Here is a 13,254-nt window from a genome sequence, read left to right as displayed (position 1 = left end):
CCGTTGCCCCAGCCGCGCCAGGGAAACCTGCCGCGGCTTTTGTTTTTTCCGAAAGGTTGTGCCGAATGACACTCAAAGAACAGATCACCGAAGACATGAAGACCGCCATGCGCGCCAAGGACTCGGAGCGCCTGGGCACCATCCGCCTGCTGCTGGCCGCGCTCAAGCAGAAGGAAGTCGACGAGCGCGTGGAGCTCGACGATGCCATGGTCGTGGCCATCGTCGACAAGATGGTCAAGCAGCGCAAGGACTCGATCGCCGCGTTCACCACCGGCGGCCGCGCCGACCTGGCCGACAAGGAATCGGCCGAGATCAAGGTGCTCGAGGTCTACCTGCCGCAGCGCATGGGCGCCGACGAGGTGGCCGCCGAAGTGAAGGCCATCGTGGCCGAACTGGGCGCCAGGGGCCCCGGCGACATGGGCAAGGTGATGGGCGCGGTCAAGACCCGCCTCGCGGGCAAGGCCGACATGGGCCAGGTGAGCGCCGCCGTCAAGGCCGCCCTCGCGAACAACGCCTGATGAACGACAGCAGCAGCGGCCGCACCAGCCCGATCCTGAAGGCCTGCGCCTGCCTGGTCGACGCCAGGGGCCGGCTGCTGGTGTTCCGCCACCCCGGCGACGGCAACATGCAGCTGCCCAAGGGCACCGTCGAGCCCGGCGAATCGCCCGAGGTGGCGGTGCGGCGCGAGCTGCTGGAGGAATCGGGCATCGACCACGTCGGCGAGCTGCTGCCGCTCGGCACCCTGCAGCGCGACTGCGAAGCCGGCATCGAAGGCAATACGCTGCGCCACCCCCAGCTGTGGCACCTGTTCCTGATGCGAGCCGATGGCCCGCTGCCCGAAACCTTCGACCACGTGGCCATGGGCAGCCCCGAGGAAGACGGCCTGGTGTTCTCGTTCAGCTGGCTCGCGGGCGGCGACGACATCAGCAGCTTCACCCTGCCCTACCGGCAGGCCATCGAGCGCGTGCGCGCGGCCCTGCTCGCAGCGTAGGGCTCGTCGCCAGGTGCTTCGGGCTCACGCCAGCGCGCGAACCACCATGTAGAGCCCCAGCAGCGCCAGCCCGGCCAGGAAACTGCGCCTGAACACCGCCACCGGCAACCGCTTGCGCAGCCAGGTGCCGACCGCCATGCCGCCGAGGGCCGGCACCAGCATCGCGAGCGATCCCCCCACCGCCGCCATTGGATAACCCCCGTTGCCCGCGAGCCCGATGGCAAGCACCACGGTCGAGGTGGTGAACGAAATGCCCATCGCCTGGATCAGCGCATCGCGCTGGAAGCCCAGGGCCTGCAGATAGGGCACGGCCGGCACCACGAACACGCCGGTCACCGCCGTGACCAACCCGGTGGCGGCGCCCACCACCGGCCCGAGCCAGCGCTCATGCGCCGCGGGCACCTGCAGCTGCCGTCCCGTGAGGCCCCAGAGCGCGTAAGCCACCAGCGCCACGCCCAGCGCCACCGAGGCCCCTTCGCCCGCCGGCACGCCGAGCCACAGTGCGCCGCCCAGGGTGCCCGCCACGATGCCCGCCTGCATGCCGCCGATGCGGCGCAGCACCGGCCAGAAGCTCGCGCGCGGCCCGGTCTGCCAGAGGTTGGTGACGAGCGATGGCGCGATCAGCAGCGCCGCCGCGCGCACCGGCGGCATCCAGAGCGCAAGCAGCGCCATCGACACCGTCGGCAGCCCGAGCCCGATCACGCCCTTGACCACGCCGGCCAGCAGAAACACCAGAGTGGCCGCCGCCCAGTGGCCCGTTGCCAGTTCTGCAAGATCATTCGAAATCGTCATGGCGGCGCAGTCTGCCGGCCACGGCCGCGCCTGGAAATGCGGCATTCGCGCAGCCGGCCTCAGGCACAGGCTGAGGCTCCCGTGCTACCTTGCGGCCTCACCATGCGATTCGATCTCACCGACCTGCGGCTTTTCCTCCATGTGGTCGAGGCCGGCAGCCTCACGGCCGGCGCGGCACGCTCGCACATGACGCTGGCCTCGGCCAGCCAGCGCGTGCGCGGCATGGAAGACGCCCTCGGCAGCCCGCTGCTCACGCGCCATGCGCAGGGCGTGCGCCCGACCGAGGCCGGCCGCACGCTGCTGCACCATGCGCGCGTCGTGCTGCAGCAGATGGAGCGCCTGCGCGGCGAGCTCGGCGAGTACGGCCAGGGCCTCAAGGGCCATGTGCGGCTCATGTGCGGCACCTCGGCGTTGACCGAGCACCTGCCCGAGGTGCTGAGCCGCTTTCTCATGCAGCATCCGCGCATCTCGGTCGACCTCGAGGAGCGCCCCAGCCCCGACACCGTCGATGCGCTGCGCGGCGGCCGCTGCGACATCGGCATCGTCTCGGACGCCATCGACACCGAGGGCCTCGAATGCCATCCGTTCCGCCGCGACGACCTGGTGCTGGTGATGCCGCGCGGCCATGCGCTGGCCGGGCGCCRGCGCGTGATGCTGGCCGAGGTGATCGACAGCGAATTCGTCGGCCTGCCCGCCGACAGCGCGCTGCAGCTGCTGCTCACGCAGCACGCCCGCGCGCTCGGCAAGCACCTGGCGTACCGGGTGCGCGTGGGCAACTTCGAGGCCGTATGCCGCATGGTGGCGCATGGCATCGGCGTGGGCATCGTGCCGCAGACGGCGGCCGAACGCTGCGCCCGCTCGATGAAGATCGCGCGCGCCGCGCTCGGCGACGCCTGGGCCGAGCGCACACTGATGGCGTGCGTGCGCTCGTCGCAGGAACTGCCGCTCAATGCGCGGCGCATGCTCGAGCACCTGGTGGCACCGGTGGAACAGGTGGCGGCGAAGTAGCCGCGGCGCCCTTCCCCGGGGCGGCTCAGCGCGCAGGCGCGGCGAGCAGTTCCGCCATCTTCTGCAGCGCCGCTTCCGGCGTCGGCGCGATGTGGATCGAGCAGGCCAGCATGAGGTTCAGCGGCTGCCCGAAGTCCTCCACCGCGATGCCGCTGCCGCTCTCGCGCAGCACCCCGGCCGCATCGGGCGCGCATTGCAGCGCCTCCCTGGCGCGGTCGGCATAGCTGCCCGCGGGCACGCCGTAGGCCACGACCGGGATCTGCAGCGCCACCGCGGCGCCCACCTCGAACACCGTGCCCGAATCGGGCTCCAGGCCGCGGAAGCACGCGAGGTTGGCCACCACGCCGTCGGCGCCGCGAAGGCGCTGCATGTTGGCCTGGAAGATCTGCATTTCCGGCGCCTGTGCAGCCGGCTCCTCGTTGCCGTCGGCCGGCAGCAGGGCCGCCAGCCCCAGCGCGTCGCAGGCCGCCGCGAGCCGCACGAAGTGCTCCCTGGCGTCCGGGCGAAAGACGTCGGGGCCGGCAAGGTAGATCCGCGGGCGCGCCGGGTTGTCGGGGGATGTGTCCATGAAGGGCACATCTTAGGTTCGCCGGGCCCGCCCGTGGCAAATCTCGCGCCGGGCCTCTTCAATCCGCGTTCGGCACCGCCGCTCCGGGCCGCAGCCCGGCATCCACCTGGCTGCGGAACTGCCGCGGCGTGACGCCGTTCTGCAGCCTGAAGCGGCGGCTGAAGTACACGGCGTCGCCGAAGCCGCACTGCCGCGCGATGTCGCCGATGCGGGCGTTCGAGGTCACCAGCAGTTCCTTCGCGCGCTCCAGGCGGCGCTCGGTCACGAGTTCGGTGAAGGTGCGCTGGGTCTGCTTCTTGAGCAGGTGTGCGAGGTAGTTGGGCGAGAGCATGGCGGCCGCCGCGGCATCGTTGAGCGACATCTCCTCGGCCAGGTGCTCGCGCACATAGCGCATCACGCGCTGCAGCGCATCGTGGCCCGCGCTGCGGCCGCTCTGCAGCGCCGCCTGCGCGAGCAGCGGCGCCTCGTGCCGGTGGCAAACCAGCGCCATCAGCTGCAGCAGGATGCCGCGGATCGCGCCCACGGCGCCGAAGCGCCGCCCGCGGTTCAGCGCGGCAAGCTCATCGAGCCATCCGAGGATGCGCGCGAAATCGGCATCGCCGAAGTGGAAGTCCATGTATTCCTGGAACAGGAAGGGTGCGAGCTCCGGCTGGCGCGCGGCCGGCACCTCCTCCAGGTCGAGCGCCTCGACCGCGAGTTCGGGCCAGAGAAAGCCCTGGTCGAAGTTCACGATGGCATAGCGCGCGCCGGGCGGATGCGGCACCACGTGCACGCGGTAAGGCAGCACGAAGCTCAGGTGCCCCGCGGTGAACGGCCGCACCGCGCCGCCAATCACCTGTTGCGAGCCGCCGTGGATGCTGACCTGGATCTGGAAGTACTCGTGCCGGTGCGGGCGCGCGAGCACGTCGCGCGCGCCTTCGAAGCGGATGTCGAAGTCGAGGTGGTTCGCGCGCTCCTGCATGCCATAGAGGCGCAGGCTGCTGGATGGAAGAGCCGACGACATGGCGCGATGGTAAGCCCCTCGCCCAGGGCCGCCCCTACAGGCGGGACGGTGTTGCTTTCGTCCTGTTTTTGCGTAGATGCGTGCGCAAGCGCCGCCGCGGCGCGCTCCAGAATGGCCCGGCCGGCTGCGGCCGGCCTTCATCGCTTTTCATCAAAGATCCAGGAGACAAAGACCATGTCCAATTCACGACGCGGCCTGCTGGCCGGTTCCGCCGCCGTGGCCGCCAGCGCCATGGCCGGCTGCGCGCTGCCGGCCGGCGGCGCATCGCGCCCGGCGCCCACGCCCTTCACGGTCGCACTGGCTACGGTGCCGATCGTCGGCAGCGAGCAGGCGTTTCCGGTGCGCCGCATCTACTGCATCGGCCGCAACTATGCGGCCCATGCGCGCGAGATGGGTTCCGACCCGAGCCGCGAACCGCCCTTCTTCTTCCAGAAACCGGCGGACGCGATCCAGGTCGTCACGCCCGGCACCGTGGCCGACCATCCGTACCCCTCGCTCACCAAGAACTACCACTACGAGGTGGAACTGGTGGTCGCGCTCGGCAAGGGCGGGCGCAACATCGCGGCGGCGGATGCGCTGGACCTGGTCTATGGCTATTCGCTCGGGCTGGACATGACCCGGCGCGACCTGCAGCGCGAGATGGGCGACCAGAAAAAGCCCTGGGAGATCGGCAAGAGCTTCGACCGCTCGGCGCCGATCGGGCCGATCCATCCGGTGGCCAAGGTCGGCCACTACACCGACGGCGCGATCTGGCTCAAGGTGAACGGCCAGACCAAACAGAACGCCACGCTCAAGCACATGATCTGGTCGRTGGCGGAGCAGATCAGCCGCCTGTCGCAGGCCTTCGAGCTGATGCCCGGCGACATCATCTATTCGGGCACGCCCGAGAACGTGGGACCGGTGGTGCGCGGCGATGTGATCGAGATCCACATCGACGGCCTGCCGAACCTGTCAGTGCGCATCGTCTGATGGATGCGCCGGCCGGCTAGCTGCCGGCCACCTTCATGCGGTTGACCAGCACCGAGCCCGTGGTCTTGGCGCCGAAGGTGTAGGCATCGGCGCCGATGGCCTCGATGCCCATCAGCATGTCCTTGAGGTTGCCGGCAATGGTGATCTCGTGCACCGGGAAGGCGATCTTGCCCTTTTCGACCCAGAAGCCGCTCGCGCCGCGCGAGTAGTCGCCGGTCACGTAGTTCACGCCCTGCCCCATCAGCTCGATGACGAACAGGCCCGTGCCGAGCTTGGCGAGCATGGCGTCGAGATCGTCGCCCGGCTGGGTGAGGCGCGAGCTCAGCGTCAGGTTGTGCGAGCCGCCGGCGTTGCCGGTGGTCTTCATGCCCAGCTTGCGCGCGGAATAGGTCGACAAAAAGTAGCCTTCGAGCCGGCCGGCGTCCACCACCTTGCGTGCACGGGTCACCACGCCTTCGTCGTCGAAGGGCGAGCTGCCCTTGCCGCGCAGGATGTGCGGGTCTTCGGCCACGTCGACGTGCCTGGGCAGCACCGGCTTGCCGAGCGAATCGAGCAGGAAAGTGCTCTTGCGGTACAGCGCCCCGCCGCTCACGGCCTGCACCAGCCCGCCCAGCAGGCCCACGGCCAGCGGCGACTCGAACAGCACCGGGCATTCGGTGGTCTTGATCTTGCGCGACTTGAGCCGGCTCAGCGCCCGTTCGGCGGCATAGCGGCCCACCGCCTGCGGACTGGCCAGCTCGCCGGCCGAGCGCATGGAGCTGTACCAGGAGTCGCGCTGCATGTCGTCGCCCTTGCCGGCGATCGGCGCCACCGAGATCGAATGCCGCGAGCTGGCGTAGCCGCCGCGGAAGCCGTGCGTGTGGGCGCTGAAGAAGTGGCTCTGCTGGGCCGAGACGCCTGCGCCCTCGCTGTTGGTGATGCGCTTGTCGGTCGAGAGCGCCGCCTCTTCGCATTCGAGCGCGAGCCGGGCGGCTTCTTCGCTGGTCACGCTCCAGGGATGGAACAGGTCGAGTTCGGGGTGCTCCTTGGCGATGTCTTCCTCGTCGGGAAGGCCGCTGACCGGGTCTTCGGCGGTGAAGCGGGCGATGTCGTAGGCCGCCTGCACGGTCTGGGCGATGGCGGCCTCGGAGAAGTCGGAGGTGCTGGCGTTTCCGCGGCGGTGGCCCACGTAGACCGTGATGCCGAGCGACTTGTCGCGGTTGCGCTCCACGTTCTCGAGTTCGCCCTTGCGGACCGAGACGCTGAGGCCGCAGCCCTCGGAGGCCTCGGCGCCGGCATCGGTGGCACCGAGCTTCTTGGCGTGGGCCAGGGCCGTGTCGACCAGGTTTTCGAAGAAGGAGCGGCTGTAGGCGAAGCCGGAATCGGCGCGCGAGGAGGATGTCGTCATGTGGTGGCTATGATACTTGCGCCCCCCATATCCCGTTTTGTCCCGGCTTTCCGTTGCGCATTGCACGCGTTGCAACGCCGCACGGTGCGGCCCAGAATCCACCCCATGTCCCGCAAACCCAAAAAAGGCTATTTCGTCCGTGGCCAGTTCGTTGCCGAAGGCAGCGAGCTCGACCTGGAGCTCAAGCGCGAGCTCAAGGGCACCGACGAAGCCAGCCGCACCGATCTCAAGCGCGAAAGCGATGAACTGCAAAAGCTCGGCACCGAACTGCTCGGCCTGCGCGCCGGCCTGTTCGACGCGCTGCCGCTGGGCGAAAAACTGGTCGACGCCGTCGCCGAGGCCAAGCGCATCACCAACTTCGAGGGCAAGCGGCGGCAGATGCAGTTCATCGGCAAGCTGATGCGCAAGCTCGAACCCGAAGTACTCGAAGCCGTGAAGCTCGCCCTGACCGAGCAGAACAGCGTGCCCGCGGCCGAAACCGCCGCGCTGCACGAGGCCGAGCGCTGGCGCGACCGCCTGATTGCCGACGACGACGCGCTGGGCGGCTGGATCGAAACCCACCCCGCCACCGATTCCCAGCAGCTGCGCGCCCTGGTGCGCCAGGCCCGCAAGGACCTGAAGGCCGGGCCCGCCGGCGAGGCGCCGCGCCAGGGCAAGGCCTACCGCGAGATCTTCCAGCTGGTGCGCGCGCAGCTTGCGGTGCACGGCGGTGCGGACCATGCGGCGGCCGCGGCCGCGCAGGACCGGGAGGAAGACGCGTGAGTCGTCTGTCTTCCTCCCTCCCCTCCCGGGGGAGGGCCGGGGCGGGGGCACGCAGCGTATCCATTGGGCGCCCCGGCTGCCCCCATCCCAACCTTCCCCCGGAAGGGGAAGGAGCAACACCATGACCACACCCGACCCCGTCCGCATCGGCATCGTCTCCATCAGCGACCGCGCCTCCAGCGGCACTTATGAAGACAAGGGCCTGCCCTCGCTGCAGGCCTGGCTGGCCCGCGCGCTCAAGAATCCGATCGATTTCGAGGCCCGGCTGATTCCCGACGAAGCGGCCCTGATCAGCGCTACGCTGATCGAGCTGGTGAACGCCGGCTGCTCGCTGGTGCTGACCACCGGCGGCACCGGCCCGGCGCTGCGCGACGTGACGCCCGAGGCCACGCTGGCCGTGGCCCACAAGGAAATGCCCGGCTTCGGCGAGCAGATGCGCCAGATCAGCCTGCGCTTCGTGCCCACCGCGATCCTGTCGCGCCAAGTGGCGGTGATCCGCGACCAAAGCCTGATCATCAACCTGCCGGGACAGCCCAAGTCGATCGCGGAAACGCTCGAAGGGCTCAAGGACACCGAAGGCGTGCAGGCCGTGCCCGGCATCTTCGCGGCGGTGCCCTACTGCATCGACCTGATCGGCGGGCCGTACCTGGAGACCGACGACACGGTCTGCAAGGCGTTCCGACCGAAGTCGGCCATCAGGCGCTGAGCGGGCCGGCCTCGTCCTCATCCTCATCGCGCCGGTGCGCGATGCGGTAGAGCAGCGGCAGCACCAGCAGCGTCAGCACGGTCGATGACAGGATGCCGCCGATCACCACCGTGGCCAGCGGCCGCTGCACCTCGGCGCCGGTGCCGGTGGCGATGGCCATCGGCACGAAGCCCAGCGATGCGACCAGCGCGGTCATCAGCACCGGCCGCAGCCGGGTGAGCGCGCCTTCCCGAATTGCCGCGTCGAGCGGCAGCCCGCCCTCGCGCAGCTTGCGGATGAACGAGATCATCACCAGCCCGTTGAGCACCGCCACGCCCGACAGCGCGATGAAACCCACCGCCGCCGAGATCGACAGCGGAATGCCGCGCAGCCACAGCGCGACGATGCCGCCCGTGAGCGCGAACGGAATGCCGGTGAACACCAGCAGCCCGTCCTTCAGGTTGCCGAACATCGCGAACAGCAGCGTGAACACCAAGAGCAGCGCCACCGGCACCACCACCTGCAGCCGCTCGGCGGCCGAGGCCAGGTTCTCGTACTGGCCGCCCCAGGCCGTCCAGTAGCCCGGCGGAATGCGCACCTTGCGCATCGCTTCCTCGGCCTCGGCCACGAAGGAGCCGAGGTCGCGCCCGCGCACATTGGCGCTCACCACGATGCGCCGCTTGCCGTCCTCGCGGCTCACCTGGTTCGGGCCCGGCGCAAGCTCCAGCGTGGCGACTTCGCCAAGCGGGATGAAGCTCGCGCGCTGCGGTGCCTGCGCGCCCGCGCCCACGGGCAGCGCCAGCGGCAGGCGCTTGATCGCCTCCAGGTCGGTGCGCAGGTTCTCGGGCAGCCGCACGATGATGCCGAAGCGCCGGTCGCCGTCGAACAGCGTGCCCGCCTCGCGGCCGCCCACCGCAATGGAGACCGCGTCCTGCACGTCGCCCACGTTGAGGCCGTAGCGCGCGGTCTTGGCGCGGTCGATGTTCACCGTGAGCATCGGAAGGCCCGTGGTCTGCTCGACCTTCACCTCGGCCGCGCCGGGAATCTTGCCCAAGGTTTCCGACACCTCGGCCGCGGTCTTGTTCAGCACCTCCATGTCGTCGCCGAAGATCTTCACGGCCACGTCGCTGCGCACGCCCGAGATCAGTTCGTTGAAGCGCAGCTGGATCGGCTGCGAGAACTCGTAGCTGTTGCCCGGCAGCTTCTCGACTTCTTCCCGCACGGCCGCCAGCAGCTCGTCGCGCGTGCGCCGCGATTTACCGTGGAATACGGGCCACTCGCCTTCCGGCTTGAGCATGATGTAGCCGTCGGAGATGTTCGGCGGCATCGGGTCCGACGCGATCTCGGCCGTGCCGGTGCGCGCGAACACGCGCTCGATCTCCGGAAACTTCGCCTTCAGCGTGCGTTCGATCTGCTTTTGCATCTCGACCGACTGCGTGAGGCTGGTGCCCGGAATGCGCAGCGCCTGCAGGGCGAAGTCGCCTTCGCCCAGGCTCGGCACGAACTCCGTGCCCAGGCGCGTTGCCAGCAGGCCCGAGAGCAGCACCGCCACCACCGCCGTGGTGATGACCAGCGGCCTGGCCGCCATCGCGCGCGCCAGCAGCGGCTCGTAGCCGCACCGGGCCCACTGCATCAGGCGGTTCTCCTTCTCGCTCACCTTGTGGCCGATGAAGAGCGCCACGGCCGCGGGAATGAAGGTGATCGACAGGATCATCGCGCCCAGCAGCGCGATCACCACGGTGAAGGCCATCGGGTGGAACAGCTTGCCCTCCACGCCCGCGAGCGCAAAGATCGGCAGGTACACGACCATGATGATCAGCTGGCCGAACAGCAGCGGCCGCCGCGCCTCCTGCGAGGCCGCGAACACCTCGTGGAAACGCTCGCTGCGCGTCAGTACCCGCCCGTGCCTCGCCTGCGCATGCGCGAGGCGCCGCACGCAGTTCTCGACGATCACCACCGCGCCGTCGATGATGATGCCGAAGTCCAGCGCGCCCAGGCTCATGAGGTTGGCGCTGACCTTCTGGTTCACCATGCCGGTGAAGGTGAAGAGCATCGACAGCGGAATCACCAGCGCGGTGATCAGCGCCGCGCGCATGTTGCCGAGGAACAGGAACAGCACCGCAATCACCAGCACCGCGCCCTCGAACAGGTTCTTCTTCACCGTGGCAATGGCCTTGTCGACCAGCACCGTGCGGTCGTACACGGTGACGGCCTTCACGCCCGCGGGCAGCGTGCGGTTGATCTGCTGCATCTTCCTGTCGACCGCCTGCGAGACGGTGCGGCTGTTCTCGCCGATCAGCATGAACACCGTGCCCAGCACCACCTCGCGGCCGWTGTCGGTGGCGGCGCCGGTGCGCAGCTCCTGGCCGATGCCGACCTCGGCCACGTCGCGCACGCGCAGCGGCATGCCGGCCGCGCTCGCGCCGGAGTTCGCGAGGATCACATTGCCGATGTCCTCCACCGACTTGACCTGGCCCGGCGCGCGGATCAGGTACTGCTCGCCGCGCTTCTCGATGTAGCCTGCGCCCACGTTGGCGTTGTTGCGCTCCAGTGCGCTGACCAGGTCGGCCATCGCAAGGCCGTGCGCCTGCAGCTTGGCAGGGTCGGGCGCGATCTGGAACTCCTTGGCATGGCCGCCGATGGAATTGATCTCGGTCACGCCCTTCACGTTGCGCAGCTGCGGCTTGATGATCCAGTCCTGGATCTCGCGCAGGTCGGTGGGCGTATAGGGCGTGCCGTCGGCCTTCTTCGCGCCCTCCTCGGCCTCCACGGTCCAGAGATAGATCTCGCCGAGCCCGGTCGATATCGGCCCGATCACCGGCGAGATGCCGGCGGGCATGCGCTCGCGCGCCGACTGGATGCGCTCGTTCACGAGCTGCCGCGCAAAGTAGATGTCGGTGCCGTCCTCGAAGATCACCGTCACCTGCGACAGGCCGTAGCGCGACAGCGACCGGGTCTGCTGCAGCCCCGGCAGGCCGGCCATCACCGTCTCGATGGGGTAGGTCACGCGCTGCTCGGCCTCGAGCGGCGAATAGCCCGGCGCGGCGGTGTTGATCTGCACCTGCACGTTGGTGATGTCGGGCACCGCGTCGATCGGCAGCTTCTGGTAGCTGAAGACGCCGAGGGCCGCCATGCCCAGCACGGCCAGCAGCACCAGCCAGCGCTGCTCGATGGAAAACCGGATGACTCGTTCGAACATGCGGCGTCCTCAGTGGGTGTGGGTGGCAGAGCTCTTGCCCTGCTGCGACTTCACGACGAAGCTGCCGCTCGCGGCGTGGGCCGTGCCGGGCTTCAGCCCGCTCAACACTTCGATGCGCCGTCCGTCGCTGCGGCCGGTCTGCACCTGCTGCGGAATGAAGCCGCCGGGCACCTTGAGGAAGACGGTGGGCTTGTCTTCCACCGCCTGCACCGCGTCGGCCGAAACCGTCACCGCGGCCTCCGCCTCCGACGAGACGAGCTCCACATTCACGAACAGCCCGGGCCGCCAGATGCGCTGCGGATTCGTCACCGTGACGCGCGCCGTGGCGGTGCGCGTCTGCGCGCCGATCAGCGAGCCGACGTAGGACACCGTGCCGCTGGCCGCCTGCTCGAACGCGCTGGAGCGGATGCTCACCGGCTCGCCGATGCGCACCAGGTTCAGGTTGCTGGCGGCCACGCTGATCTCGGCCCACACGGTCGAGAGATCGGAAATGGTGAAGACGCTGGCGTCTTCCTTCACCGATTCGCCGAGCGAGATGTGCTTCTCGACCACCATGCCGTCGAAGGGCGCGCGCAGCTCGTAGCGGCCCAGGGCCGAAGACGTGGGCGCGGCGCCCAGCGCCAGCAGCTTCTGGTTCGCATTGGCCACGGCGATCTGCGCCTCCTGCATGGCCTGCGGTAGGTGGTGCGGGCGAGCTCGAGCCGGCGCTGTGCCGATTGAAGCTCGCTGCGCTGCTCCGACAGCGTCGGGCTCGAGAGCACCGCCAGCACCTGTCCGCGCTTGACCTCCTGCCCGAGGTTGGCCGGCACGCTCTCGACCACGCCCGCCACGCGCGGCACCACGTGGGCCGTGCGGTCTTCGTTGAACTTGATCTCGCCGGGCAACTGCAGCGTGGTCTTGATGCGCGCCGGGCCGGCACTTTCGATGGCCACGCCGGCGGCCTGGATCTGCGCGTCGGTGAAGGCGATCTTCTTCTCTTCTTCCTCGTTGTGCTCCTCGCCGGCATGGCCCTTGGCTTCGCCGTGCGCGTGGCCGTGCTCCTCCTTGCCCTCGGCATGGCCTTCCTCCTTGCCTTCCTCATGGTGCTCGCCATCGGCATGCCCCTCGGCTTCCGAATGCCCGGCGGCTTCGGGCGCAGGCGGCGCGGTGCGCAGGATCATCGCGCCGGCGCCGAGGCCCACCGCCAGCACGACCGCGATGGCCATCCACTGCTTCCTGCCGATGCGCTCGGCGAAAGGCTTGCGTTCTTCTTCGGTGTTCATGATTGGTGCATTCCTTGTCAGCGCACGGCGGGTGCCGCATCAGGGGTTTCTTCTTCGCCGCCGGTGCCGAGCAGCCGGTCGAGATCGGCGGCCGCGCGGTGCGCGTCGGCCACGGCCAGCAGGTGCTGGTTGCGCACCTGGAACAGCGTGCGCTGCGCATCGAGCGCCTCGAGAAAGCTGAACTTGCCGAGCTCGAAGCCCCTGGCGGCGGCCTTGTGGGCGGCTTCGGCGCCGGGCAGCGCATCGCGCTGCAGGGTCAGGGCGGTGGCGCGCGCCGAGCGCAGGCGCTCGGTGGCTTGCGCCACGTCGGCGCCCAGTTGCAGTTCCGCCGCGGCGAGCTCGTCGCGCGCCTTCTCTTCGCGGCTCAGCGCCTCGGCCACATTGCCGCGGTTGGTGTCGAAGATCGGCAGCGGCACCGACAGGCCCACCACGACCTGGTTGCGGCCGCTGCCGCTGCCCATGCCCTCGTCGGCCGGCACGCGCTTGGCGCCCAGCGACACCGTGACGTCGGGCACGCGCCGGGCCTGCTCCAGGTCCGACAGCGCCTGGCGCCGCTCCACCTCGAGCCGCGCCTGCCGCAGCACCGGCGCCGCGGAGAGCCGGCCCTCCACATCCGCCGCAGCAGCAT

The 13,254-nt window shown here is 69.5% G+C and carries 12 protein-coding genes and 1 pseudogene; 6 read left to right on the top strand and 7 right to left on the bottom strand.

Annotated elements, in window-relative coordinates; translation table 11 throughout:
• The first annotated feature begins 65 nt into the window (after positions 1-65).
• Positions 66-518, top strand: a complete 453-nt coding sequence (locus tag AC1DOC_RS04655) for a GatB/YqeY domain-containing protein (RefSeq protein WP_478081006.1) — start codon at positions 66-68, stop codon at positions 516-518.
• On the top strand, positions 518-991 hold the full coding sequence (locus AC1DOC_RS04650) for an NUDIX domain-containing protein (RefSeq protein WP_418145688.1): 474 nt from the start codon (positions 518-520) through the stop codon (positions 989-991). The genes AC1DOC_RS04655 and AC1DOC_RS04650 overlap by 1 nt, the downstream gene beginning before the upstream one ends.
• 24 nt (positions 992-1,015) lie before the next feature.
• On the opposite strand, the gene AC1DOC_RS04645 is transcribed toward AC1DOC_RS04650, so the two are convergent.
• Complete coding sequence (locus tag AC1DOC_RS04645; protein WP_478084013.1) at positions 1,016-1,783, bottom strand: sulfite exporter TauE/SafE family protein; 768 nt, start codon at positions 1,781-1,783, stop codon at positions 1,016-1,018.
• A gap of 102 nt (positions 1,784-1,885) precedes the next feature.
• On the opposite strand from AC1DOC_RS04645, the gene AC1DOC_RS04640 reads away from it, so the two are divergent.
• Positions 1,886-2,791, top strand: a complete 906-nt coding sequence (locus tag AC1DOC_RS04640; RefSeq protein ID WP_478129463.1) for a LysR family transcriptional regulator — start codon at positions 1,886-1,888, stop codon at positions 2,789-2,791.
• Positions 2,792-2,816: 25 nt separating this feature from the next.
• Here AC1DOC_RS04640 and AC1DOC_RS04635 read toward each other — a convergent pair whose 3' ends face one another.
• Together AC1DOC_RS04635 and AC1DOC_RS04630 are read right to left on the bottom strand one after the other, a co-directional pair.
• Complete coding sequence (locus tag AC1DOC_RS04635) at positions 2,817-3,359, bottom strand: nucleoside 2-deoxyribosyltransferase (protein WP_307592058.1); 543 nt, start codon at positions 3,357-3,359, stop codon at positions 2,817-2,819.
• A gap of 58 nt (positions 3,360-3,417) precedes the next feature.
• Entirely contained in the window at positions 3,418-4,362 is a 945-nt protein-coding gene (locus AC1DOC_RS04630) for a helix-turn-helix transcriptional regulator (protein WP_478081004.1), read from the bottom strand.
• A gap of 174 nt (positions 4,363-4,536) precedes the next feature.
• On the opposite strand from AC1DOC_RS04630, the gene AC1DOC_RS04625 reads away from it, so the two are divergent.
• A complete protein-coding gene (locus tag AC1DOC_RS04625; RefSeq protein ID WP_478129462.1) occupies positions 4,537-5,331 on the top strand; it encodes a fumarylacetoacetate hydrolase family protein in 795 nt (264 codons plus the stop codon).
• 16 nt (positions 5,332-5,347) lie between these two features.
• On the opposite strand, the gene pmbA is transcribed toward AC1DOC_RS04625, so the two are convergent.
• The gene (gene pmbA / locus AC1DOC_RS04620; protein WP_478081002.1) at positions 5,348-6,718 is read right to left on the bottom strand and encodes a metalloprotease PmbA; all 1,371 of its coding nucleotides are present in this window, start codon (positions 6,716-6,718) and stop codon (positions 5,348-5,350) included.
• A 105-nt stretch (positions 6,719-6,823) separates the two neighbouring features.
• Between pmbA and yjgA the strand changes: the two genes are divergently transcribed.
• Positions 6,824-7,480, top strand: coding sequence for a ribosome biogenesis factor YjgA (yjgA, locus tag AC1DOC_RS04615; RefSeq protein ID WP_012748648.1), 657 nt, complete (start codon positions 6,824-6,826; stop codon positions 7,478-7,480).
• A 121-nt stretch (positions 7,481-7,601) separates the two neighbouring features.
• Positions 7,602-8,186 (top strand): molybdopterin adenylyltransferase, encoded by a 585-nt coding sequence (gene mog / locus AC1DOC_RS04610; RefSeq protein WP_478081001.1) that lies wholly within the window; start codon positions 7,602-7,604, stop codon positions 8,184-8,186.
• On the opposite strand, the gene AC1DOC_RS04605 is transcribed toward mog, so the two are convergent.
• From AC1DOC_RS04605 to AC1DOC_RS04595, 3 genes and pseudogenes are all read right to left on the bottom strand, one after another.
• The gene (locus tag AC1DOC_RS04605; protein ID WP_478129461.1) at positions 8,176-11,364 is read right to left on the bottom strand and encodes a CusA/CzcA family heavy metal efflux RND transporter; all 3,189 of its coding nucleotides are present in this window, start codon (positions 11,362-11,364) and stop codon (positions 8,176-8,178) included. The genes mog and AC1DOC_RS04605 overlap by 11 nt on opposite strands.
• A 9-nt stretch (positions 11,365-11,373) precedes the next feature.
• A pseudogene (locus AC1DOC_RS04600) lies at positions 11,374-12,626 on the bottom strand (efflux RND transporter periplasmic adaptor subunit).
• A 17-nt stretch (positions 12,627-12,643) separates the two neighbouring features.
• Positions 12,644-13,254 (bottom strand): TolC family protein (locus AC1DOC_RS04595; protein ID WP_478129460.1); only part of this gene is annotated, 611 nt, incomplete at its 5' end.

The sequence above is a fragment of the Variovorax sp. 01T439_2 genome (genome assembly GCF_056398445.1).
This window is presented reverse-complemented; position numbering and strand designations above follow the sequence as displayed.

Bases quoted from the DNA above. Each gene is read 5' to 3' on its own strand.
- AC1DOC_RS04655 (WP_478081006.1), top strand. From the start codon at position 66: ATGACACTCAAAGAACAGATCACCGAAGACATGAAGACCGCCATGCGC.
- AC1DOC_RS04650 (WP_418145688.1), top strand. From the start codon at position 518: ATGAACGACAGCAGCAGCGGCCGCACCAGCCCGATCCTGAAGGCCTGC.
- AC1DOC_RS04645 (WP_478084013.1), bottom strand. From the start codon at position 1,783: ATGACGATTTCGAATGATCTTGCAGAACTGGCAACGGGCCACTGGGCG.
- AC1DOC_RS04635 (WP_307592058.1), bottom strand. From the start codon at position 3,359: ATGGACACATCCCCCGACAACCCGGCGCGCCCGCGGATCTACCTTGCC.
- AC1DOC_RS04630 (WP_478081004.1), bottom strand. From the start codon at position 4,362: ATGTCGTCGGCTCTTCCATCCAGCAGCCTGCGCCTCTATGGCATGCAG.
- pmbA (WP_478081002.1), bottom strand. From the start codon at position 6,718: ATGACGACATCCTCCTCGCGCGCCGATTCCGGCTTCGCCTACAGCCGC.
- yjgA (WP_012748648.1), top strand. From the start codon at position 6,824: ATGTCCCGCAAACCCAAAAAAGGCTATTTCGTCCGTGGCCAGTTCGTT.
- mog (WP_478081001.1), top strand. From the start codon at position 7,602: ATGACCACACCCGACCCCGTCCGCATCGGCATCGTCTCCATCAGCGAC.